At 64.2% G+C, this 20130-nt stretch carries 24 protein-coding genes and 2 tRNA genes; 17 read left to right on the top strand and 9 right to left on the bottom strand.

Features of this window, described 5'->3' with window-relative positions; all coding sequences use genetic code 11:
* The first annotated feature begins 73 nt into the window (after positions 1–73).
* On the top strand, positions 74–1501 hold the full coding sequence (locus tag ACJJVR_RS14640; protein WP_405405641.1) for an MFS transporter: 1428 nt from the start codon (positions 74–76) through the stop codon (positions 1499–1501).
* On the top strand, positions 1498–2298 hold the full coding sequence (locus tag ACJJVR_RS14635) for a TolB family protein (RefSeq protein WP_405405640.1): 801 nt from the start codon (positions 1498–1500) through the stop codon (positions 2296–2298). Before ACJJVR_RS14640 ends, ACJJVR_RS14635 begins: the two co-directional genes overlap by 4 nt.
* Here ACJJVR_RS14635 and ACJJVR_RS14630 read toward each other — a convergent pair.
* From ACJJVR_RS14630 to ACJJVR_RS14620, 3 genes are all read right to left on the bottom strand, one after another.
* Entirely contained in the window at positions 2295–2522 is a 228-nt protein-coding gene (locus ACJJVR_RS14630; protein ID WP_405405639.1) for a DUF1150 family protein, read from the bottom strand. The two genes, ACJJVR_RS14635 and ACJJVR_RS14630, sit on opposite strands and share 4 nt — an antisense overlap.
* A complete protein-coding gene (locus tag ACJJVR_RS14625) occupies positions 2515–2943 on the bottom strand; it encodes an Hsp20 family protein (protein WP_405405637.1) in 429 nt (142 codons plus the stop codon). The genes ACJJVR_RS14630 and ACJJVR_RS14625 overlap by 8 nt, the downstream gene beginning before the upstream one ends.
* 107 nt (positions 2944–3050) lie before the next feature.
* Positions 3051–3482, bottom strand: coding sequence for a hypothetical protein (locus ACJJVR_RS14620; protein WP_405405636.1), 432 nt, complete (start codon positions 3480–3482; stop codon positions 3051–3053).
* 125 nt (positions 3483–3607) lie between these two features.
* Between ACJJVR_RS14620 and ACJJVR_RS14615 the strand changes: the two genes are divergently transcribed.
* Genes ACJJVR_RS14615 through ACJJVR_RS14600 form a run of 4 tightly spaced genes read left to right on the top strand, consistent with a single transcriptional unit; the run spans position 3608 to position 5824 of the window.
* Positions 3608–3823 carry a YdcH family protein gene (locus ACJJVR_RS14615; protein ID WP_405405635.1) on the top strand — a complete coding sequence of 72 codons (216 nt, stop codon included), beginning with the start codon at positions 3608–3610 and terminating at the stop codon, positions 3821–3823.
* A 57-nt stretch (positions 3824–3880) separates the two neighbouring features.
* Positions 3881–4366, top strand: a complete 486-nt coding sequence (gene purE / locus ACJJVR_RS14610; protein ID WP_405405633.1) for a 5-(carboxyamino)imidazole ribonucleotide mutase — start codon at positions 3881–3883, stop codon at positions 4364–4366.
* Positions 4359–5393: a 5-(carboxyamino)imidazole ribonucleotide synthase gene (locus ACJJVR_RS14605; RefSeq protein WP_405405631.1), complete on the top strand. Its 1035-nt coding sequence runs from the start codon at positions 4359–4361 to the stop codon at positions 5391–5393. Before purE ends, ACJJVR_RS14605 begins: the two co-directional genes overlap by 8 nt.
* Complete coding sequence (locus tag ACJJVR_RS14600; protein ID WP_405405630.1) at positions 5390–5824, top strand: NUDIX domain-containing protein; 435 nt, start codon at positions 5390–5392, stop codon at positions 5822–5824. The genes ACJJVR_RS14605 and ACJJVR_RS14600 overlap by 4 nt, the downstream gene beginning before the upstream one ends.
* 57 nt (positions 5825–5881) lie before the next feature.
* On the opposite strand, the gene purF is transcribed toward ACJJVR_RS14600, so the two are convergent.
* From purF to radA, 3 genes are all read right to left on the bottom strand, one after another.
* Positions 5882–7372: an amidophosphoribosyltransferase gene (purF, locus tag ACJJVR_RS14595; protein ID WP_405405628.1), complete on the bottom strand. Its 1491-nt coding sequence runs from the start codon at positions 7370–7372 to the stop codon at positions 5882–5884.
* A gap of 130 nt (positions 7373–7502) precedes the next feature.
* Positions 7503–8096, bottom strand: coding sequence for a CvpA family protein (locus ACJJVR_RS14590; RefSeq protein WP_405405627.1), 594 nt, complete (start codon positions 8094–8096; stop codon positions 7503–7505).
* Positions 8097–8138: 42 nt separating this feature from the next.
* A complete protein-coding gene (gene radA, locus ACJJVR_RS14585; RefSeq protein WP_405405626.1) occupies positions 8139–9503 on the bottom strand; it encodes a DNA repair protein RadA in 1365 nt (454 codons plus the stop codon).
* Positions 9504–9637: 134 nt separating this feature from the next.
* On the opposite strand from radA, the gene ACJJVR_RS14580 reads away from it, so the two are divergent.
* The 4 genes from ACJJVR_RS14580 (at position 9638) to ACJJVR_RS14565 (ending at position 12564) form a co-directional block, all read left to right on the top strand.
* A complete protein-coding gene (locus ACJJVR_RS14580) occupies positions 9638–10933 on the top strand; it encodes a lipoprotein-releasing ABC transporter permease subunit (RefSeq protein ID WP_405405625.1) in 1296 nt (431 codons plus the stop codon).
* The gene (locus ACJJVR_RS14575; RefSeq protein WP_405405624.1) at positions 10926–11591 is read left to right on the top strand and encodes an ABC transporter ATP-binding protein; all 666 of its coding nucleotides are present in this window, start codon (positions 10926–10928) and stop codon (positions 11589–11591) included. Before ACJJVR_RS14580 ends, ACJJVR_RS14575 begins: the two co-directional genes overlap by 8 nt.
* A gap of 73 nt (positions 11592–11664) precedes the next feature.
* Entirely contained in the window at positions 11665–12063 is a 399-nt protein-coding gene (locus tag ACJJVR_RS14570; protein WP_405405622.1) for a c-type cytochrome, read from the top strand.
* Between the two features lie 3 nt (positions 12064–12066).
* Positions 12067–12564, top strand: a complete 498-nt coding sequence (locus ACJJVR_RS14565; protein WP_405405621.1) for a phosphatase PAP2 family protein — start codon at positions 12067–12069, stop codon at positions 12562–12564.
* On the opposite strand, the gene selD is transcribed toward ACJJVR_RS14565, so the two are convergent.
* The gene (gene selD / locus ACJJVR_RS14560; protein WP_405405620.1) at positions 12561–13622 is read right to left on the bottom strand and encodes a selenide, water dikinase SelD; all 1062 of its coding nucleotides are present in this window, start codon (positions 13620–13622) and stop codon (positions 12561–12563) included. The genes ACJJVR_RS14565 and selD overlap by 4 nt on opposite strands.
* Before the next feature lie 156 nt (positions 13623–13778).
* Here selD and tig point away from each other — a divergent pair, with 156 nt between their 5' ends.
* The 7 genes from tig (at position 13779) to ACJJVR_RS14525 (ending at position 18175) form a co-directional block, all read left to right on the top strand.
* On the top strand, positions 13779–15113 hold the full coding sequence (tig, locus tag ACJJVR_RS14555; protein WP_405406462.1) for a trigger factor: 1335 nt from the start codon (positions 13779–13781) through the stop codon (positions 15111–15113).
* Between the two features lie 97 nt (positions 15114–15210).
* Complete coding sequence (locus ACJJVR_RS14550; protein ID WP_405405619.1) at positions 15211–15630, top strand: DUF1489 family protein; 420 nt, start codon at positions 15211–15213, stop codon at positions 15628–15630.
* 42 nt (positions 15631–15672) lie between these two features.
* Positions 15673–15746: transfer RNA gene (locus ACJJVR_RS14545), tRNA-Gly, on the top strand.
* An 18-nt stretch (positions 15747–15764) separates the two neighbouring features.
* Positions 15765–16307: a histidine phosphatase family protein gene (locus ACJJVR_RS14540; RefSeq protein ID WP_405405617.1), complete on the top strand. Its 543-nt coding sequence runs from the start codon at positions 15765–15767 to the stop codon at positions 16305–16307.
* Positions 16308–16354: 47 nt separating this feature from the next.
* Positions 16355–16429 (top strand) — tRNA-Val (locus tag ACJJVR_RS14535).
* A gap of 577 nt (positions 16430–17006) precedes the next feature.
* Positions 17007–17678 (top strand): phosphoglycolate phosphatase, encoded by a 672-nt coding sequence (gene gph, locus ACJJVR_RS14530; RefSeq protein ID WP_405405616.1) that lies wholly within the window; start codon positions 17007–17009, stop codon positions 17676–17678.
* Positions 17679–17743: 65 nt separating this feature from the next.
* Positions 17744–18175: a TIGR01244 family sulfur transferase gene (locus ACJJVR_RS14525; protein WP_405405614.1), complete on the top strand. Its 432-nt coding sequence runs from the start codon at positions 17744–17746 to the stop codon at positions 18173–18175.
* 37 nt (positions 18176–18212) lie between these two features.
* Here ACJJVR_RS14525 and ACJJVR_RS14520 read toward each other — a convergent pair whose 3' ends face one another.
* Both ACJJVR_RS14520 and ACJJVR_RS14515 read right to left on the bottom strand, forming a co-directional pair.
* Positions 18213–18557, bottom strand: coding sequence for an arsenate reductase family protein (locus tag ACJJVR_RS14520; RefSeq protein WP_405405613.1), 345 nt, complete (start codon positions 18555–18557; stop codon positions 18213–18215).
* A 147-nt stretch (positions 18558–18704) separates the two neighbouring features.
* A complete protein-coding gene (locus tag ACJJVR_RS14515; RefSeq protein ID WP_405405611.1) occupies positions 18705–20009 on the bottom strand; it encodes a DUF3422 family protein in 1305 nt (434 codons plus the stop codon).
* Between the last annotated feature and the right edge of the window lie 121 nt (positions 20010–20130).

The raw sequence follows: 20130 nt of genomic DNA, 5'->3' as shown, positions 1-20130 counted from the left end.
CCGGGGCCGTTTGCCATTCGGAACCTTGCGCCGCTGCGGACAGTTCCGCGCAGATCGTGAACGGAGTGTCCCCATGTCCCATCCCGCAAGCCCGCCCAAGGGCGTGAACCCCTGGGCCGCCACCGTGCTGTTGCTGATGGGCAATTTCATGAACCTGATCGATGTCAGCATCGTCAATGTCGCGCTGCCGTCGATCCGTGCCGATCTGGGCGCCAGCGAGACGCAGATCGAATGGATTTCGGCTGCCTATGTGCTGGCATTCGCGGTGGGCCTCCTGCCCTGCGGGCGGTTCGGGGACAAGCTGGGGCGCAAACGGTTGTTTCTGTCGGGGGTGACGCTGTTCACGCTGGCGTCGGTGCTGTGCGGGTTGGCGCCCGACATCAACGTTCTGATCGGCGCGCGGGCGTTGCAGGGCGTGGGCGGCGCAATGATGGTGCCGCAGGTGATGGCGATCATGCACGTGATCTTTCCGCCCGAACAAAAGGCCAAGGCTTTTGCACTGGCAGGCGTCGTCATCAGCATGGGCGCGGTCACCGGGCCGCTGTTGGGGGGCTTGCTGATCACCACCGACCTCTATGGACTGGCGTGGCGTCCGATCTTTCTGGTGAACCTTCCCGTGGGGCTGCTGGTGGTCCTGGCCGGGCTGCGGCTGATCCCCCGGCTGGAATCGTCGCGTGACATGGCGATCGACTGGCGGGGCGTGGGCCTGTTCGGGCTGGCGATCACCATGGTCGTACTGCCGATGATCGAAGGTCCGCTGTTGGGCTGGCCGTGGTGGACGCTGGCCACGCTGGTCGCGGCCATTCCGGTGGGTGCGCTGTTCCTGCAACGCCAGCGCGCGTTGGAGGTGGCGGGCCGTGAACAATTGCTGCCGATGGTGCTGTTGCGCGACCGGGGGTTCCTGTCGGGGGTCACGGTAGTGATGCTTCATTTTTCCGCGATTCCAGGAATGTTTCTGGTGCTGGCGATCTATTTCCAGACCGGTTTCGGGCTGACCCCGCTGGAATCGGGCATCGCCACGGCGCCGTTCCCGTTGGGGATCATGCTGGGCAGCTATGTCACCGGCCGGTTCGGGACGCGGGCGCTGGTGGGGCGGGTGGCGCTTGGGGCCACGGTGATGCTGGCAGGGATGATCTGGCTGCGCCATGCCGCAGGTCATCCGCCGGCCGATCTGGGGACTGCGACCTTGGCCGGGCCACTGGCGCTGAACGGGTTGGGCATGGGGCTTGCGATCTCTCCGCTGTTCCAGCTGGTGCTGCGGGATGTGCCGGGACGGATCGCGGGTGCCGCGACGGGTGGCATGCAGGCGTTCCAGCAGATCGGCGCAGCCATCGGCATCGCCATCGTCAGCAGCCTGTTCTTTGTCCGGCTGCGCGTTGATCAGGACCACGCGGCGGCCATCGGCCATGCGCTGACCTATCAGGTCTGCGTCTTTGCCGCGATCCTGACGGTACTGGCGCTGCGTCAATGGCGCGGTGACGGTCAGATAGTCACGCCATGAATTGGCGGTCCTCGCTGGAGGTATGGGATGTGGCCACCGGGCAGGCCCGCGTCGTGCTGCGCAGCCCGATGTTGATCGAGGCGCCGAACTGGCATCCCGATGGCTGGTTTCTGGTGAATGGCGAAGGCCGGTTGTGGCGCGCCGACAGCGACGGGTTGCAGATGCTGGACACCGGCTGTGCCGAGCGGTGCAACAACGATCACGGGTTTCTGCCCGATGGTCGGGTGATCTTTTCGGCCCATGACGGGACCGGCGCGGGGATGCATGTCTGGGACGGTACGACCACGCGGCCCGTGGGTACACCGCGCCCAAGCTGGTGGCACGGCGCGCATAGCGACCGATTGGTCTATGCCTGCGCACGGGGCGACCGGGTCGTGCGCATCGCAACCTGCACGCAGGACGGCAGCGACGAGCGCGTTCTGACCCCCGACGTGGCTCATCACGATGGCCCCGACTTCAGCCCCTGCGGTACCTGGATCTGGTTCAACAGCGACGCAACGGGCCATGCGCAGATCTGGAGAATGCGCGCGGACGGGACCAGTGCCGCGCCGGTCTTTCGTGACGATGCGGTGAACTGGTTCCCGCATCCGTCGCCCTGCGGGCATCATGTTGTGTATCTGGCCTATGCGCCGGGTACGACGGAACACCCGCGCGACCGGGATGTGTCCCTGTGGATCATGGCGCCGGACGAGACCGGACGACGTAAGCTTTGCGATCTGTTCGGAGGGCAGGGCACGCTGAACGTGCCCTGCTGGTCACCCGACGGACGGGCGTTCGCCTATATCCGCTATGCCTAGTGGACGCTGACGGGGCGCAGTTCGTTTTCGCGTGCCAGAGTAAACGCCAAGGCACGGTTCTGGACCAGCGCCAGTCGTTCGCCGTCCGTATCGTGGACCGCATACAGGACCTGCACGCCTGGCAGTTGTTCCTGAACGTCACGGGGCAGGGTCGCGGCTGCGACCTGTCGGATATAGACGGTCTGGGGGGACGTGCCGCCGTCGAAATTGTATTTGCTATCCATGATGATCCCCTTGCTTGCGGCTGATCGGAATGGTTTTGACGACCTGCTGCGGGTTCACCCGGCGCAGGTCGATATGAAGAAGCCCGTTTTCCATCGCGGCGGCCGTCACCTCGACCCCGTCGGCCAGCACAAAGCTGCGCTGAAAGGCACGGGCGGCGATGCCACGATGCAGATAGACGCGTGCGTCGTCCGGTTCAGGTTGCCTGCCGCGGATCACCAGTTGGCGATCTTCGGTCGTGATAGCCAGATCGTCTTCGGCAAAGCCGGCAACGGCCAAACTGATGCGAAAGGCGTCGGGCGGAAGGTGTTCGATGTTGTAGGGCGGATAGCCCTCGGCCCCCTTGGAGGCCCGTTCGACCAGACGCTCCAGCTGGTCGAACCCCAGCAGATAGGGATGCGCCCCTAAGGAAATCTTTGTCATCTCAGCCCTTTGCGTTGCAGCGACTGTGGGCGCGGGGTCCCTTTGCGGCGACCCCCGTCCTGCCCAAGATATGGAAAGGACGGGACCATTTTGCAAGATCTTCGCGCTCAGGACAGGTCGTCGCACGCTTCGAGCGCGTGCTCGATAGCGCGGCGGGACCCCTCCAGCGGCAGACTTAGCGTCAACGGTCCGGCCAGAATGGTGACCTGCCGGCCCTCTGTCAGGGCTGACAGCAACTGCGACCGGGGTGCGGCATCAATCGAATGGACGCTGTTTTTCGTCTCGGATTGAACGACAATCCGTTGTCCGTCAACCAGCACGACGACGGCTTCCTGCGAAAGGCCCATGCCATCGATGACGACCTGACCTGCATTGCCGGGACGACAGACAAAGCTGAGCCTGCGCCCGCCAAATGTGATCTCTGCCGCGTGTCCGGGGCCGTCGGGCAGGCGTCCTGTCGTCCAGGTGGCCTTTCCATCAGACCAACCGGCCGAAGGGCCGACGATCATAAGCGCAAGGATGGTGGCAAGTCGTACCATGACAACCCTCCGGGACATGATCTCACGATGGCGTGAACCGCGCTGTTTGTCCATGCCAGCTTAACAGGAGATCCGAAACGCGCTATAAGTCGGATCCATGGCATCCCCGACCAAGAGCCCGCCTGATGAACATGCAGCATTCGATGAACCACGACGAGATCAGCCGCGCGCGTCTGGCGGCCCTGCGCTGCGAGCATCGTGATCTGGACGAGGCTATTGCCGCACTGCACGGTCAGTTGACGGCATCGCTGGCGCTGCAGCGGCTGAAGAAGCAGAAGCTGTCTCTAAAGGATCGCATCGCCCGATTGGAGGATGAGCTGACCCCGGACATCATCGCCTGATTGCGACCCGTGCGCACCCGCGCTAGGACGGGACGCGGGACAATACGGGGACGACAGATGACCGAGGCGGTGGGAATCATCATGGGCAGCCAGTCCGACTGGCCGACCATGCGCGAGGCGGCACAGATCCTGGACGAACTGGGCGTCCCCTATCACACCCGCATCGTCAGTGCGCATCGCACGCCGGACCGGCTGTGGGACTATGGCAGATCAGCCGTCGGTCGCGGGTTGCGCGTGATCATCGCGGGGGCAGGGGGTGCGGCCCATCTGCCCGGCATGATGGCATCAAAGACCCGTGTGCCGGTGATCGGTGTGCCGATCCAGACCCGGGCCCTGTCAGGTGTCGATTCGCTTTATTCCATTCTACAGATGCCCAAGGGCTATCCGGTCGCCACGATGGCCATCGGTGCAGCCGGTGCAGCCAATGCCGGGCTGATGGCCGCGGGCATCCTGGCGCTGGACGATCCCGCGCTGGCGCAGCGGCTGGACGATTGGCGCGTGGCCCTGTCTGCCTCCATCCCCGAGGAGCCTGTCGATGACTGAGATCACCACCATCGGCATCCTGGGCGGCGGCCAGTTGGGCCGGATGCTGTCGGCGGCGGCCAGCCGTCTTGGCCTGCGCTGCCACATCTATGAACCGGGCGCTGCCCCCGCAGGCGACGTCGCCTGGCGCGTGACGACCGCGCCGTATGAGGACGAGGCGGCCCTGCGCGCCTTTGCCGACAGCGTCGACGTCATCACCTATGAGTTCGAGAACGTCCCGACCAGCGCGCTGGACCTGCTGGAAAGCCTGGCACCGATCCACCCCGGCAGGCGTGCGCTGGCCGTGTCACAGGACCGGCTGACCGAAAAGACCTTTCTGACCCAGATCGGCCTGACCGTCGCCCCCTTCGCCGATGTGCCCGACCGGGACGCGCTGGAGGGGGCCATCGCACGGATCGGCCGCCCGTCGATCCTGAAAACCCGCCGCATGGGCTATGACGGCAAGGGTCAGGTGCGGATCGGGGACGGCCCCGCGGAATGGACCGACGCGCCCTCCGTGCTGGAGGGGTTCGTTGATTTCACTGCCGAGATCAGCGTCATCATCGCCCGCGCGGCCGATGGTCAGGTCGCGGCCTTTGATCCGGGCCTGAACGTCCATGAGGGCGGCATCCTGCGCACCACCACGGTACCTTGCGGCCTGCCCGGGGGGGTCACCACCGACGCGGTTCTGATCGCGGCGCGCATCGCCAACGCGCTGGATTACGTGGGCGTGCTGGGGGTCGAGTTGTTCGTCACCCCCGACGGGCTGCTCGTGAACGAGTTCGCGCCCCGTGTGCACAATTCCGGCCATTGGACGCAGGCTGGCTGTGCCGTCGATCAATTCGAACAGCATATCCGCGCCGTGGCCGGTCTGCCCCTGGGCGACGGCAAGCGTCACGTCGATGTGGTGATGGAGAACCTGATCGGCGACGACATGGACCGCGTGCCCGCGCTGCTGGCGCAACCGCGCACGCAGGTGCATCTGTACGGCAAAGGTCAGGCGCGTCCGGGCCGCAAGATGGGCCATGTCAACCGGATCGCCGGATGATCCGACTGGCCGTGCGCGCCGCGATCTTGCATCGCGACCGCGTGCTGGTGGTCAATGCCTATCCCGGGCAACAGTCCGACCTGTGGTGCCTGCCGGGCGGTGGCGCCGATCCGCACACCGCGCTGCCGGACAATCTGGCGCGCGAGGTCCTGGAGGAGACCGGGCTGATCGTCACAATCGGCGCGCCATTCCTGGTGAATGAATTCCACGACCCGACCCGCCGATTTCATCAGGTCGAGATTCATTTTCACGCATTGCTGGCTGGTCCCGACCGACTGGCGTTGTCCGATCCTGAAGGCATCGTGAACCGTGCCCGATGGGTCACGCGAGCCGAACTGGCCGCCTTGCGACACAAGCCGGACATGCTGGGCGATGCGATCTGGGACAAGGGCACCGCGCGCTATGACCCGCTGGAGCGGATCGTCACCTGAGCGGGACCGCCCGCGGGGGGTCCGGGGGGCTGGCCCCCCGGCCGTCGCGGGACGCAATCACTCGGCGGCTTGCTTGACCGCAGTCTCAGATCCGACCTTCATGCGGAAACCGCGCTCCAGCTGGTCAAAGGGTGCCACCGGATAGTCGCCCGAAAAACAGGCGTCGCAATAGCGGGGTGCCTTGGGGTCGCGGCCAGCGGCCTCGCCTGCTGCACGGTACAGACCGTCCAGCGACACGAATGACAGGCTGTCCACGCCGATCCACTCACGCATCTGTTCCGGCGACATGTTCGCTGCCAGCAGCTTGTCGCGGTCAGGGGTATCCACGCCGTAAAAGCATGGCCAGGCCGTGGGCGGAGAGGCGATCCGGAAATGCACCTCGGCCGCGCCCGCGTCGATGATCATGTCCTTGATCTTGCGGCTGGTGGTGCCGCGCACAACACTGTCGTCGACCAGCACGACCCGCTTGCCGCGGATCAGGGCACGGTTCACGTTCAGCTTCAGCCGGACGCCCATGTTGCGGATCTGATCGGTCGGTTCGATGAAGGTACGGCCCATGTACTGGTTGCGGATGATCCCCATGCCATAGGGGATACCCGATTCCTGCGCATAGCCGATGGCCGCTGGCGTGCCGCTGTCGGGAACCGGGCAGACAAGATCGGCCTCGACCGGCGCCTCGCGGGCCAGTTCCACACCGATCTGGCGGCGGGTCTCATAGACCGATCGCCCGCCGATGATCGAATCGGGCCGCGAGAAATACACATGTTCAAAGATGCAGAACCGCCCGGTCGACGGGCCAAAGGGCCGCGACGATTCGATCTGACCCTTTGAAATGACCACCATCTCCCCGGGCTCGATCTCGCGCAGGAACTCGGCGCCGATGATATCCAGCGCGCAGGTCTCGGACGCCAGGACATAGCCGTCCTCTCCGACCTTACCCAGCACCAGGGGTCGCACGCCCAAGGCGTCGCGCACGCCGATAAGCTTGGTCCGGGTCATCGCGATGACGCTGAATGCCCCCTCAACCCGGCGCAAGGCATCCTTCATCCGTTCGGGGATGTTGCGCTGGATCGACCGGGCCATCAGGTGAATGATGCATTCGCTGTCTGACGAAGACTGAAAGATCGATCCACGCTCAATCAGTTCACGGCGCAGGGCGGCAGCGTTGGTGATGTTGCCGTTATGGGCAATCGCGCAGCCGCCCATGTGGAATTCGCCAAAGAACGGCTGCACGTCGCGGATCGCGGTGTTGGCCTTGGTCCCGGCGGTCGAATACCGGACATGGCCGATGGCCAGTTGTCCCGGCAGCGTCGCCATCAGTTCCGGCTTCGTGAAATTGTCACGGACATAGCCGAAGCGGTGGGCACTGTTGAAACCGAAGTCGGGATGGTGTGCGACGATCCCGCCCGCCTCCTGTCCGCGGTGCTGCAGCGCGTGCAGCCCCAGGGCCACGAAGTTCGAGGCATCGACCACGCCGATCGCGCCAAAGATGCCGCACTCTTCGTGCAGACGGTCCGAATCGAACGGATGGGCCATGAAAGGTTGCATCGCGCGGGCCTCGATGTGTGTGGGCTGATGTCGTCGTGCTGTCGGGGGACATGTAGTGCCGGTGGCCGGCAAAGTCACGCCCCCGCGGTTCCGCAGGGGCGCTTTTTCGTCATATGCCTGTCACGGTCGATCAGTTGGCGGCGGGAACTTCGGTCGTGACCGGAGCGCTGGTCGCTGTGCAGCCCATGACCATCTGCTCATAGCGGGTCACGATCCAGCCCGGCGCATCGGCGGGGATCTGGTCGTCCATCTGACCGCGCATCCGCTCGAACACCTGTGCCGAACGCGAGTTCTCGACCATCGCCACGTTCTGGGTTGTCATCACGCGGTCATAGACGATGAATGCGATGGCCACGAGCAGGATGCCGCGCGCCACGCCGAACAGAAAGCCCATCCCCTGATCCACGCCGCCCAGCGCCGAACGCTGGACCACAGATGAGAACAGCGGCGTGACGATGGAAAAGACGACGAGTGCCAAGGCAAAGACCACCGCGAACCCGGCAATCGTCGACAATTCGCAGCTGTCGCCCATGAATCGGTCCAGCACGGGCAGCTGCGCCACCATCGGTCGCACCGCCGGTGCGAACAGAAAGGCCAGCACGGCCGCTCCGATCCAGCCCAGGATCGCCAGCGATTCGCGCACAAAGCCGCGCGACCAGGCCAAAATGGCCGACAGGATGATGACAGCCGCCACCACCGCATCAATGATCGTAAATCCGTCCATAAAACCGCCCCTTGCGCCGGTTGTCGTTCAGTATCAGGCGGTTCAGCCGGCGCCGAAGACCTCGCCCACAAATGCGGTCAGATCGGTGATGCGCCGCAGCGCCATTCCCGACTGGCCCTCTACCTTGGAGGCGTCGGGCAGGATAGCCTGTGAAAAACCAAGTTTCTGCGCCTCTTTCAACCTGTTTTCGGTCTGGGACACGGGCCGCAGCGCACCGGACAGGCTGATTTCACCGAAAAGCACGGCCTCGGGCGGCAGGGGATTGTCCTCGCGCGCCGACAGAAGGGCACCGGCGATGGCCAGGTCGGCGGCAGGTTCCGCGACCTTCATGCCGCCCGCGACGTTCAGAAACACGTCCAGCCCCGCGAACGGAATGCCGCAGCGCGCCTCAAGGACCGCCAGGATGGTGCTGACACGACCGCTGTCCAGACCGACAACCGTGCGGCGGGGGCTGGCCAGGGTGGACGGGGCGACCAGGGCCTGAACTTCGGTCAGGACCGGGCGGGTGCCCTCGATGCCTGCAAAAACGGCGCTGCCGGCGATGGGCTGGCCGCGTTCGGATAGAAACAGCGCTGAAGGGTTGGTGACCTCGGCAAGGCCGCTGCCTGTCATCTCAAAGACGCCGATCTCCCCTGACGGGCCGAAACGGTTCTTGACGCTGCGCAGGATGCGGAACTGATGGCCGCGCTCGCCTTCGAAATACAGGACGCAGTCGACCATGTGCTCGACCACGCGGGGGCCGGCAATCTGGCCGTCCTTGGTGACATGGCCGACCAGGATCACAGCGACGCCGCGTTTCTTGGCGAATGTCACCAACTCGTGCGCGGCGGCGCGGACCTGCGCCACGCTGCCGGGCGCGGCCTCGACGGTGTCGGACCATAGCGTCTGGATCGAATCGATCACCGCCACGTCGGGGCGTTCGGCGTCCAGTGTGGTCAGGATATTCCTAAGGTTCGTTTCCGCCCCAAGCCGCATCGGTGCATCGGCCAGCCCCAGACGCACGGCGCGCATGCGGACCTGTGCGCTGGCTTCCTCGCCCGAAAAATAGATCGCCTGATAGTTGGCGCGCGAAAAGGCGGCGGCGGCCTGCAGCAGGATCGTGGATTTGCCGATGCCCGGATCGCCGCCGACCAGCAGCGCCGAACCGGGCACGAGGCCACCGCCCAGCACGCGGTCCAGTTCGTCTATGCCAGACAGGAACCGGGGTGGCGGCGGTTCGCTGGTCGACAGGCCAGACAAGGGCACCGCCTGCCCCTTGGCCGCACCCAGTCCGCGGCCCGGGCCCTGGGACAGGGGCGCCTCCTCGATGATGGTGTTCCATGCGCCACATGCGTCACAGCGCCCGGCCCATTTCTTGTGGGCGGCGCCGCAGGCGGTGCAGGTGAACGCTGTCGTCGATTTTGCCATTCCCCAATGTCGCACCGGGGGGCGGGCGTCGCAAGATGGGTATTTCGGCAAAGAAGACGCCCTCACGCCTTTGTCGGCTTGAATTTCAAGGGTGGCGGGGGCACGGTCCGGGCGGAATTTCAGGGGCTTGCACCATGGCGATAGGATTTTCGCGTTTCGAATTCATGATTGCCTGGCGATACCTGCGGGCGCGACGTGCCGAGGGTGGCGTCAGCGTGATGACTTGGATCAGTCTGATCGGCATCGCTTTGGGCGTGATGGCGCTGATCGCCACGCTGGCGGTCCGCGCAGGCTTTCGGGCAGAGTTCGTGGACACGATCCTAGGCGCCAATGCGCACACGACGGTGTACATGTCGCCGCAGCAGATCACGAACGAATTCACCGACGATATCTATGTCGTGCCGGGCAGGATCACCGATTACGATGCGATGGCCGCGCGACTGGCCGAGGTTCCGGGCGTCACCCGCACCGCCGCGATCATCAAAGGCCAGGTCATGGCCAGCGCCAACGATTCGTCCAATGTGGCCGAGGTGTTCGGCGTGACCCAGGCGGACCTTGAGGCGATGCCGCGGATCGTGGACCCTGCCACGTCCGAAGGCGAACTGGCGCGGTTCGACCAGGGCATCGCCATCGGGTCCGGCATCGCGCGCGAATTGGGTGTGGGCGTGGGCGACCGCATCCGCCTGATCGCCCCCGAGGGCGCGCGCACCGCCATGGGCACGACACCCCGCGTGAACGCCTATGAGGTGACCTATATCTTCAGCGCGGGTCGGTACGACATCGACCGCACGCGCGTCTACATGCCACTGGCCGAGGCGCAGTCCTATTTCAACCGCGAGGGTGTCGCGGATGAGATCGAGGTCTTTGTCGACGACCCTGAACGCGTGGACGAATGGACCCTGCCGCTGATGCGGGCCGCCGGAGAGGGTGCGCAGACCTGGTCATGGCGCGACAGTTCAGGGTCGTTCCTGTCCGCGCTGGACATGGAGGACGACGTGATGTTCGTCATCCTGTCGGTGCTGGTCCTGATCGCGTCGATGAACATCACCAGCGGTCTGATCATGCTGGTCAAGAACAAGGGCCGCGATATCGGCATCCTGCGCACCATGGGCCTGACCGAGGGGTCGATCCTGCGCGTCTTTTTTCTGTGTGGGGCGTTCACCGGGATTATCGGAACGATCGCCGGGGTTTTGTTGGGCGTCCTCTTGGCGCTGAACGTGGACAACATCATGGCGGCCCTGAACGCGCTGACCGGGGGTGGCGCGTGGCAGCCCGAGGTGCGCGGCATCTATCGTCTGCCCGCCGACCTGCGGGCCTGGGACATTTTCCGTGCGGTTGCGCTGTCGTTGACGCTGTCCTTTGTCGTGACCATTTTCCCCGCGCGCCGCGCCGCGCGGATGAACCCGGTGGAGGCGCTGCGCTATGAGTGACGTGTTGCGGCTGGAAGGCGTGGGCAAGACCTATGCCAAGGACGGCCCCGCGCCGGTGACGGTGCTGGATGGTCTGGACCTGAGCGTTGCGCGTGGAGAGGTCGTGGCGCTTGTGGCCCCGTCGGGCGCGGGAAAATCGACGCTGCTGCATATTGCGGGGCTGCTGGACACGCCTGATGCAGGACGTGTCTGGTTGGCGGGTCGCGACATGACCGGCCTGCCGGACCGCGCCCGGACCGAGGCGCGGCGGCAGCAGTTGGGCTTTGTCTATCAGTTCCACCACCTGCTGCCCGAATTCACCGCGGCCGAGAACATCGTCCTGCCACAACTGGCCAATGGCGTGGCAGCCCGCGACGCGGAGGCGCGGGCGGCGGACCTGCTGGACCGCGTGGGTCTGGCGCATCGCGCGGATCACCGTCCCGCGCAGATGTCGGGCGGCGAACAACAGCGGGTCGCGTTCTGCCGGGCGCTGGCGAACCAGCCGGCATTGCTGTTGGCGGACGAACCCACGGGGAACCTGGACCCCGAAACATCGGACCGGGTGTTCGACGTGCTGATGGGGCTGGTCCGCGACACGGGTCTGTCGGCGCTGATCGCCACGCACAACCACGCTCTGGCCGCGCGGATGGACCGCGTGGTGCGCCTGACTGCGGTCTGATCGTTGCGCAGCCCCGCGTGTGGGTGCATGTTGGGCGAAATGACAACAGACGGGGGCACGGGCGATGCGAGCGATGATGATGGCAGGGGCGACCGGATTGGCGCTGGCGGGGCTGGTTGCGGCCTGCGCACCCGAGGCGCAACCCACGGGCGCGGCACGCGATTACGTTGATTACTGCGCAAGCTGCCACGGGCCTGGCGGTCGGGGAAACGGGCCTGCTGCCGTGGGCATGATGCCCGCACCCGCAGACCTGACCATGCTGGCCGCACAGGACGATGGCGTATTCCCCAAGACCCGCGTGATGGGACAGTTGGTCGGCTATACGATGGGGCGCAGCGAATCGCACATGCCTGTCTTTGATATCCTGCGCGAGGGGCCGGTGGTCATGTATGACGACGGATCGGGCCAGCGCGTCGCCACGCCCGCGCGGCTGGTGGCGCTGGCCGACTATCTTCAGACCCTGCAGCGGTAAACTGTGCGCGTTGCAGTCGCCGGGCTGGTCTGCGTGCTGGCCATGCCCGCGGGGGCGGACGGGCTGGAACGGTTCGGCACCACGATGAAATACACGCTGCCGCTGGCGGCGGCCGTCTGCGCCGCCGATCAGGACCGGCTGGAGGATTTCGCCATACGCGGTGTGCTGCAGGCCGCCGTGGTACTGGGCCTCAAGGCTGTGTTCGACGGATCGGCACTGGGCGCCCGTCCCACGGGTGAGGGGCGAGGCTTTCCGTCCGGTCATTCCGCCGCCGCCGGTTTCGGGGCGGCGGATCTGGCTGGCAAATGCTGGGAGGATGAACCCGTCTTGGGTGCCGCCGCCTATGGCGCGGCGGGGCTGACGGCGTACAGCCGCGTTCAGGTCGGCGAACACACGACCGACCAGGCGCTGGCCGGCGCGCTGATCGGGATCAGTTTTGGCGCGGCCAGTTTCGGCATGAGCCCCAATGGGGCTGCGTTCAGCCTTGGCCTGCGGTTCTAGCGCAGCACCACGCGTGGATCGGCGGTGCGGGGGCCGACCTCGCCGATGACGGCGGCATCCGCAAACCCATGGCGCGCAAAGGCCGCATGCACTGCGTTCAGCGCATCCGGCGCGCATGCGACCATCAGGCCGCCGCTGGTCTGCGGGTCGGTCAGCAGCGCGCGGTCGGCATCGCCGAAGCCATGGGGCAGGGCCACGCCGTCGCCATAGCTGGTCCAGTTCCGGCCCGATGCGCCAGTCACATGCCCTGCGGCGATCAGCGCGTCGATGCCCGGCAGACGCGGGACCGACGCCCAGTCGATCATCAGATCGCACCCCGACCCGCGCGCCATCTCCAACCCGTGGCCGCCAAGGCCAAAGCCGGTGACATCGGTCATCGCATGCACGCCGTCGATGGCCGCAAGGTCGGGGCCCGGGCGGTTCAGGCGGGTCGTGACCTCGATCATGCGGGCATAGCCGTCGGCGTCCAGTTCACCCTTTTTCAACGCCGCCGACATGACGCCAACGCCCAATGGCTTGCCCAGCACCAGAAGGTCGCCGGGCTGTGCGTCGGCGTTGCGTTTCAGCAGAGCCGGGTCGATCAGGCCCAGGGCCACCAGCCCATAGATCGGTTCGACCGAATCGATGGTGTGGCCGCCGGCGATGGGAATACCCGCCTCGCGGCAGATGGAGGCGCCGCCGTCCAGGATCGCCGCGATCGTCGCATGAGAGATGGCATTGATGGGCATGCCCACCACCGCCAACGCCAATATGGGCGTCGCACCCATCGCATAGACGTCGCTGATCGCGTTGGTCGCGGCGATGCGACCGAAATCATGGGGGTCGTCGACCACGGGCATGAAAAAGTCGGTCGTCGCGACCAGCGCCTGACGGTCGTTCAGCCGATAGACCGCAGCATCGTCCGAAGTTTCGATCCCCACCAGCAGTTCGGGCGGAACGGGCAGGGCGGCACTGCCCCGCAACAGGTTCGACAGGACCCCCGGCGCGATCTTGCAGCCGCAGCCGCCGCCATGGGCCAAGGATGTCAGACGCGGTTCGTGAGTGTCGGTAGCGGTCATGGGAACTCCTGTCGGTTGGGCGCAGCATAGCGTGGCCGTGGGGATGTTCCAGCGCGCGGTGACCGCAATCTGCTTGCAGGTCAGCGGCACGACGACTAGAACGGCTCAAATTTTCAGGCCGCCGGATCGGTGGCCCTTCTTTCTATGAGGACGATGATGCAGGTCAAGGAAACGCAGAACGACGGTCTTCAGCGCGGGTATCAGTTCACGCTGCCCGCAGCAGACCTGGCCAAAGCCGTCGACGCCAAGCTGAAAGAAGCTCAGCCGGAAGTCGAGATGAAGGGCTTTCGCAAGGGCAAGGTGCCCATGGCGATGCTCAAGAAGCAGTTCGGCCCGCGCATTCTGGGTGAGGCGATGCAGGACGCCATCGACGGCGCGCTGAAGGACCACCTGGAGCAGTCGGGCGACCGCCCCGCAGCCCAGCCCAAGGTCGAGATGGAGAACGGCGAAACCTGGAAAGAGGGTAACGACGTCGTGGTCAATGTGACCTACGAGACGCTGCCCGCGATCCCCGAGGTCGACATGACCGCATTGTCGCTGGAAAAGCTGACCGTGCCCGCCGAAGAGGCCGCCGTCACCGAGGCGCTGGAGAACCTGGCCAAGTCGTCGCAGTCCTTTGAGGACCGCAAGAAGGGCACCAAAGCCAAGGATGGCGACCAGGTCACCATCGACTTCAAGGGTTTCGTCGATGGCGAGGCGTTCGAGGGCGGTGCGGCAGAGGACTATCCGCTGGTCCTGGGTTCGAACAGCTTCATCCCCGGGTTCGAGGATCAGCTGGTCGGCGTGAAGGCCGGCGACGAGATGAAGGTCGAGGTCAAATTCCCCGAGGAATACGGCGCGCCCCATCTGGCAGGCAAGGACGCGACTTTTGAATGCACGATCAAGGCGGTCAAGGCCCCGAAAGAGGCCGAGATCGACGATGAGCTGGCCAAAAAGTTCGGCGCCGACGATCTGGACGGTCTGAAGAAGCAGATCACCGAGCGTCTTGAGGCCGAGTATGCCGGTGCCGCGCGCGCGATCATGAAGCGGTCGCTGCTGGATCAGCTGGATGCCGCCGTCAAGTTCGAGCTGCCCAAGTCGCTGGTCGAGGCCGAAGCCGACCAGATCGCGCACCAGCTGTGGCATGAGGAAAACCCGGACGTCGAGGGTCATAACCACGACGCCATCGAGCCGACCGAAGAGCACAAGAGCCTGGCCGAGCGTCGCGTTCGTCTTGGCCTGCTGCTGGCCGAGATCGGCCAGAAGGCAGAGGTGACCGTCACCGACCAGGAGATGACCCAGGCCGTGTTGCGTGCCGCCCGTCAGTATCCGGGCCAGGAGCGCCAGTTCTTTGAGTTCATCCAGTCGAACCAAGCCGCCCAGCAGCAGCTGCGCGCGCCGATCTTCGAGGACAAGGTCGTCGATCTGATCGCCGAGAAAGCCAACGTTTCGGAAAAGACCGTGACCAAGGCAGAACTGGAAGCTGCTGTCGAGGCGCTCGACGAGCTGTGATTTAGGTCCACTGAACGGGCAGGGGGCCGCATCTTCGGGTGCCGCCCTTTTGCGTTCTGGGCTTGATGGACAGGCCGCGCGAGACTAGGTGATCGCCATGACGACGAACCTTAACCTGATGAAACTATGCGTTGGTGCCGAAGGCCCCGACGAGTTGGCCGCGTGGCAGACCCGGTTCGGCACAGGTCCCGCGCGTCATGTCACCCGGATGTGGCCCAAGCGCGACGCCGAATTGCTGGGTGGCGGATCGATTTTCTGGGTCTTCAAGGGTGTCATGATGGCACGTCAGCGCATCCTGTCGCTGGAGCGGGTCGAGGGCGACGATGGCATCCAGCGCTGTGGTATCGTCCTTGACCGCACTCTGGTTCGCGTTGCGGCGGTCCCGCGCCGTCCGTTTCAGGGCTGGCGCTATCTGGCAGCGGCTGACGCGCCACCAGACCTGCCTGCTGGCCGTGCCCTGGAAGAGGCGCTGCCACCGGCGATCGCCGCTGCACTGGCCGATATGGGGCTGCGCTGAGGGTTGACGGGGCTGAGGTCAGCGGATATCCGAACTTTTGACGCGGGTGTAGCTCAATGGTAGAGCAGAAGCTTCCCAAGCTTACGACGAGGGTTCGATTCCCTTCACCCGCTCCAATTCCCGATCTGTATTTGATGAGGCACGGCCAGACTGTCTGGAACGTTCAGGGACGTTTGCAGGGGCGCGATGATTCACCGCTTACGCAACGAGGCATTCGGCAGGCTGGCTGGCTTGCGGAACTTACGCAAGCCATTGATGGGGTGCGTGTATCCAGCCCACTTGGCCGGGCAGACCAGACGGCGCGCATCGTCTTCGGCTCTGATTTCGGCCATGATCAGCGTCTCTCCGAGATCTGCGTCGGCGCGTTTACAGGTCGGCTGGAACGAGATCTGCGTGGCACTCATCCTGATCTGTTCAATGGCGACGAGATGGCTTGGTACGACCGCTGTCCGGCAGGGGAGGGGTTTCACGCGTTAGAGATCCGATGTCGCGCATTCCTGAACGACATTGACGGTCCAACATTGGTCGTGACCCATGGCGTAACGCTGCGCATGCTGCGCTGTTTGGCGTTGCAACGTGGTGTTGAATCGATTTCCGACGGGGTCGTTCGTCAAGGTGGCGTGCACGTGATCCGGCATGGTGCTGAATCAGTGATGCGTCATGCCGAAGACACCTGATGCGGACTTGCAAAGCACGGCGTAGTCGGGTTTTATACATCGCGCATGGCCCGTTAGCTCAGTGGTAGAGCGTCCCGTTTACACCGGGCCGGTCGGGAGTTCGAATCTCTCACGGGCCACCATTGCAGAAATCTGATTACAAGCGCGTTGCGTTACTACGCTGTTTTCAATAGGAAACGGTGGCGGTTTGGCTATTTTAATCCAGCAAGGCAGATGGCCAGGCTCGCAAGGTGGCGCAACCACCGGCGCGCGGCGTCTTGCATTGCACGCCCAGTCAAAGAAACGATCGTATTGTCCTAACTTGCGATTGAGACCCAGTCCGCGCCGTGGAAACGAGGCCAGGTGTCTGCGCGCAAGAACTGCAGGATCGTTTCAGTGAGCAATCGCGATCTACATCGCCAAAGGGACTGTCCCTGATATGAACCCTTGCTCGCGCACCTTGCGGTCCGCGAGGCTGATAAGCACCTGCAAGGAGCACGGGCCGATTGATGCCTGTTTTCGTGTATAATCTGAATTATGTAACATTCCTTCTTTTCTGCATCCTGTGTTTGAGCCGTTAGTAAGATAGAACTAGTCGCACGACTGATCGATCCTTCAGAAAATTTGTACGGTGCAGTGGTGCCGCGCGGTTAAACTGTGCAAACTGGACGCCACCAGACCGCATCGTCGGGATGCGCGATCACGAAAGACTCCACGACCATGGATACACCATGCCCAATCATCTTCGACTTGGACGGAACGCTGATCGACAGCGCGCCTGATATTCATGCCTGCGTAAATGCCGTCCTGCGACAGCATCAGGTTCCACCGCTTCCTTTGGCGCGCGTACGGAGCTTCATCGGCGGTGGCGTCGAACTGCTGTGGACCCGTATCATCGCCGCATGTGGAATCGAACCTGCCCACAGGCCGGCGCTGATTGCCGCGTTCATGGCGCGCTATCACGATGCGACAGCGCTGACACGGCTGTTTCCCGGCGTCGTGGAGGCATTGGGCAAATTGGCGGACGCCGGGCATCCGCTTGGCATCTGTACGAACAAGCCGATGGGCCCGACACGTGTCGTGTTGGAGCATTTCGGACTGGCCAGCCTTTTTCCGGTCGTGGTCGGAGGCGACAGCCTGCCACAGCGCAAGCCGGACCCGGCCCCGCTGCGCCTGGCGCTGCAACTGCTGGGGATCGAGGGTGATGCGCCGCGCGCCCTCTATGTCGGTGACAGTGAATTTGACGCGCACTGTGCGGCGGCAGTCCCGGTGCCGTTCCTGATCTATTCGGGCGGTTACCGCATGACCCCAATTGCCGACCTGCCGCATCGGGCAGCCTTTGATCATTTCGAAAATTTGCCGGGACTTGTGGCACAATCACTGGCGGCATAGGCGCCTGCCTTGACAATCAACAGCGAAAGACGCCACTTCGGTGCGACTCTTGTACGAAAGGCCTTATGATGGATTTGCGCCAAATCAGCCCTGACCTTGCCGTTTCACCGCAGATCCTGCCCGAGGATGTGCCCGCATTGGCTGATGCGGGCTTCAAGGTACTGATCAACAATCGTCCCGACGACGAGGTCGGTGCCGATATCGACCACGATGCGATGGCTCAAGCGGCAGCCCAATCCGGAATGCGCTATCACTATCTGCCGTTCCACCCTGGTCAGATCACGCCGCAGTTGATTGCCGATTTCGGCGCTGCGACGGCGGGTCAGGGACCGGTGATCGCCTATTGCCGCTCTGGAAACCGCTCGACTGTTCTGTGGGCGTTGACCCAGGCCGGGCGCATTCCCGAAGACGAAATCCTGAATGCGGCCGACAACGCCGGATATGACCTCAGCGGCGTGCGGCCTCTTATCGCTTCGCTTGCCAGTCGCAAGGGGTAGGAGGATGAGGGCTTGGCCCCTGCCCTACCCCGCTTGGTCAGGCCGGAACACCAAATGACCGCTTGACATTTGCCGTCCAACCCAATCCTGAAAGATCATCAGATCGAATCGCCGGACGCTTCATCACGCTTGGTTTGTTTTCCATCATCGTGATTGGGTTGGCGGCACGCTCGTCCTCGGACATTCCGCGCCATGTCAGGCTGGCTCTGTTGATGATCTTTTCGCCGAATTCTGCGACCAAGGCCGCGCGTTCGTCCTGCGTCAGCGGCTCTTTCTGAACGTCGCGGAATGCGACCGTCCAGCCATGTTGCTGAAGGTCTGCTTGCGCCTTCTGGCAGGTCGAGCAATGGGCAAGGCCGTACATCGTCAGCGTCTTGGACATGGGAAACCTCTTCAGATCAGGGGAACGAACGGAACGCCGCAGGCGGTCAGAGTCAGAATTGCCAGCAGGGCAAGGGTCAGGCGCATGTGTCGTGGTCCTTTGTGGGCTATGGGCCGATGTATCGCGCCCCGCACCAGTTCCTACAAGTCACAAATCGTCGCTGCCGGGATCATGGAACTGGGCATGTACGCGCCGCATGGCAAACCATACGCCCAGAACCGTCAACGGCGTCAGCACCGCCACAAGCAGCGTCTTGTCCAGTCCCGCGCGCGCAGCCACCGGCGCCAGTGCATAGCTGAGCAGGCCGACCGCATAATAGCTGATCGCCACGACCGACAGCCCCTCGACCGTGTGCTGCAGGCGCAATTGCATGTCTGCGCGACGATCCATGCGGTGCATGATCCTGGTGTTCTGCGCGCTTCGTTCGACATCGACGCGCGTCCGCAGCAACTCTGCCGCGCGGGCGGTTCGTTCCAGCATCGTTGCCAACCGTCGTTCGGCTGATTTCGTTGTTCGCATGGCAGGCTCATATCGCCTGCTCATGAATTCGGTCAGCATCTGGCGATCCAAAAATCGCGTCTCGCGCAGCGCCGCGATGCGGTCGTGAACGATCGCCTCATAGGCACTGGTTGCGCCGAACCGAAAGGAATGAAGAACGGCCTGCGCCTCCAGTTGCGTAGAGACTGCCAACAAGTCGTGCAGAAGCTGTTCTGCCGGCTGCGCGTCGTCGGTCATCGACTCCAGGATCGCGGTCAGGCGCGGTTCCAATTCGTTCAGCCGATTGCCCAATCCACGCGCACGTCCAAGGCCAAGCATGGACATCGACCGATAGGTCTCCAGTTCGACCAGACGATGCACCAGGCGACCGACCCGCCCATCGGACGTACCAGGCCGCACGAATATGGCGAAACGCATCCAACCGTCCGCATCGATGCGAAAATCACCGGCGACCATCGCAGTCTTGTCCAGAACCCAGATTGCGGCAAGGCTGTCACGCGCGAACCAGCCGTCCAGATGCGTCAACGCCTCTGCGGGGTCGTCCGGCAGCAGGTCGATCTGGATCATCACCGCCGCAACACGTTTGCCCGGGGCCGCGTGTTGCCAAGCATCTGAAAAAATCGCCGCCGATGAAGGATCGAACGGCCGGATCGGCAGGCCCGGCGTCATCGCCATATAGGTCACGAACTCGGTATGGCTTTCCCATTTCAGCTCGTGTCGACCCAGTTGACCTTGATAGTGGCTGTCTTCTGGATCGGGACGCGGTCCTCCATGACGGGCGACCAACTGGCCAAGGTGGGTCAGATCCTTTGCCCTGTCGCGGTTGGCGGCGTCCCTGGGCTCCTTGAACGCGACAAAGACTGCCGTCGCAGGCGCCGTGATCCGCGGCGAGGGCCGGGCGTGCAACTCATTGACCAACGCATAGCGCAGGGGATGTTCGGTGGTCGGGTTCATCTGCCGCTCCTCATGGGGGGCCGTGGCCCCTGCCCCATTTCAAGACCACCGCGACCTGCGGCACAAGGCAGAACGCCCGCCGGCTGTGAACCGGCGGGCGTTCGTGACGCGATTGCGCCGG

This window comes from Paracoccus sp. Ld10, assembly GCF_045064235.1.
In the GTDB taxonomy this organism is placed as follows: domain Bacteria; phylum Pseudomonadota; class Alphaproteobacteria; order Rhodobacterales; family Rhodobacteraceae; genus Paracoccus.
The sequence above is the reverse complement of the archived record's forward strand: the minus strand, read 5'-3'. Positions and strand labels throughout refer to the sequence as shown.

Coding starts and splice junctions, on each gene's coding strand:
- ACJJVR_RS14640 (WP_405405641.1), top strand. CDS start 74: ATGTCCCATCCCGCAAGCCCGCCCAAGGGCGTGAACCCCTGGGCCGCC.
- ACJJVR_RS14635 (WP_405405640.1), top strand. CDS start 1,498: ATGAATTGGCGGTCCTCGCTGGAGGTATGGGATGTGGCCACCGGGCAG.
- ACJJVR_RS14630 (WP_405405639.1), bottom strand. CDS start 2,522: ATGGATAGCAAATACAATTTCGACGGCGGCACGTCCCCCCAGACCGTC.
- ACJJVR_RS14625 (WP_405405637.1), bottom strand. CDS start 2,943: ATGACAAAGATTTCCTTAGGGGCGCATCCCTATCTGCTGGGGTTCGAC.
- ACJJVR_RS14620 (WP_405405636.1), bottom strand. CDS start 3,482: ATGGTACGACTTGCCACCATCCTTGCGCTTATGATCGTCGGCCCTTCG.
- ACJJVR_RS14615 (WP_405405635.1), top strand. CDS start 3,608: ATGAACATGCAGCATTCGATGAACCACGACGAGATCAGCCGCGCGCGT.
- purE (WP_405405633.1), top strand. CDS start 3,881: ATGACCGAGGCGGTGGGAATCATCATGGGCAGCCAGTCCGACTGGCCG.
- ACJJVR_RS14605 (WP_405405631.1), top strand. CDS start 4,359: ATGACTGAGATCACCACCATCGGCATCCTGGGCGGCGGCCAGTTGGGC.
- ACJJVR_RS14600 (WP_405405630.1), top strand. CDS start 5,390: ATGATCCGACTGGCCGTGCGCGCCGCGATCTTGCATCGCGACCGCGTG.
- purF (WP_405405628.1), bottom strand. CDS start 7,372: ATGCAACCTTTCATGGCCCATCCGTTCGATTCGGACCGTCTGCACGAA.
- ACJJVR_RS14590 (WP_405405627.1), bottom strand. CDS start 8,096: ATGGACGGATTTACGATCATTGATGCGGTGGTGGCGGCTGTCATCATC.
- radA (WP_405405626.1), bottom strand. CDS start 9,503: ATGGCAAAATCGACGACAGCGTTCACCTGCACCGCCTGCGGCGCCGCC.
- ACJJVR_RS14580 (WP_405405625.1), top strand. CDS start 9,638: ATGGCGATAGGATTTTCGCGTTTCGAATTCATGATTGCCTGGCGATAC.
- ACJJVR_RS14575 (WP_405405624.1), top strand. CDS start 10,926: ATGAGTGACGTGTTGCGGCTGGAAGGCGTGGGCAAGACCTATGCCAAG.
- ACJJVR_RS14570 (WP_405405622.1), top strand. CDS start 11,665: ATGATGATGGCAGGGGCGACCGGATTGGCGCTGGCGGGGCTGGTTGCG.
- selD (WP_405405620.1), bottom strand. CDS start 13,622: ATGACCGCTACCGACACTCACGAACCGCGTCTGACATCCTTGGCCCAT.
- tig (WP_405406462.1), top strand. CDS start 13,779: ATGCAGGTCAAGGAAACGCAGAACGACGGTCTTCAGCGCGGGTATCAG.
- ACJJVR_RS14550 (WP_405405619.1), top strand. CDS start 15,211: ATGACGACGAACCTTAACCTGATGAAACTATGCGTTGGTGCCGAAGGC.
- ACJJVR_RS14540 (WP_405405617.1), top strand. CDS start 15,765: ATGAGGCACGGCCAGACTGTCTGGAACGTTCAGGGACGTTTGCAGGGG.
- gph (WP_405405616.1), top strand. CDS start 17,007: ATGGATACACCATGCCCAATCATCTTCGACTTGGACGGAACGCTGATC.
- ACJJVR_RS14525 (WP_405405614.1), top strand. CDS start 17,744: ATGATGGATTTGCGCCAAATCAGCCCTGACCTTGCCGTTTCACCGCAG.
- ACJJVR_RS14520 (WP_405405613.1), bottom strand. CDS start 18,557: ATGTCCAAGACGCTGACGATGTACGGCCTTGCCCATTGCTCGACCTGC.
- ACJJVR_RS14515 (WP_405405611.1), bottom strand. CDS start 20,009: ATGAACCCGACCACCGAACATCCCCTGCGCTATGCGTTGGTCAATGAG.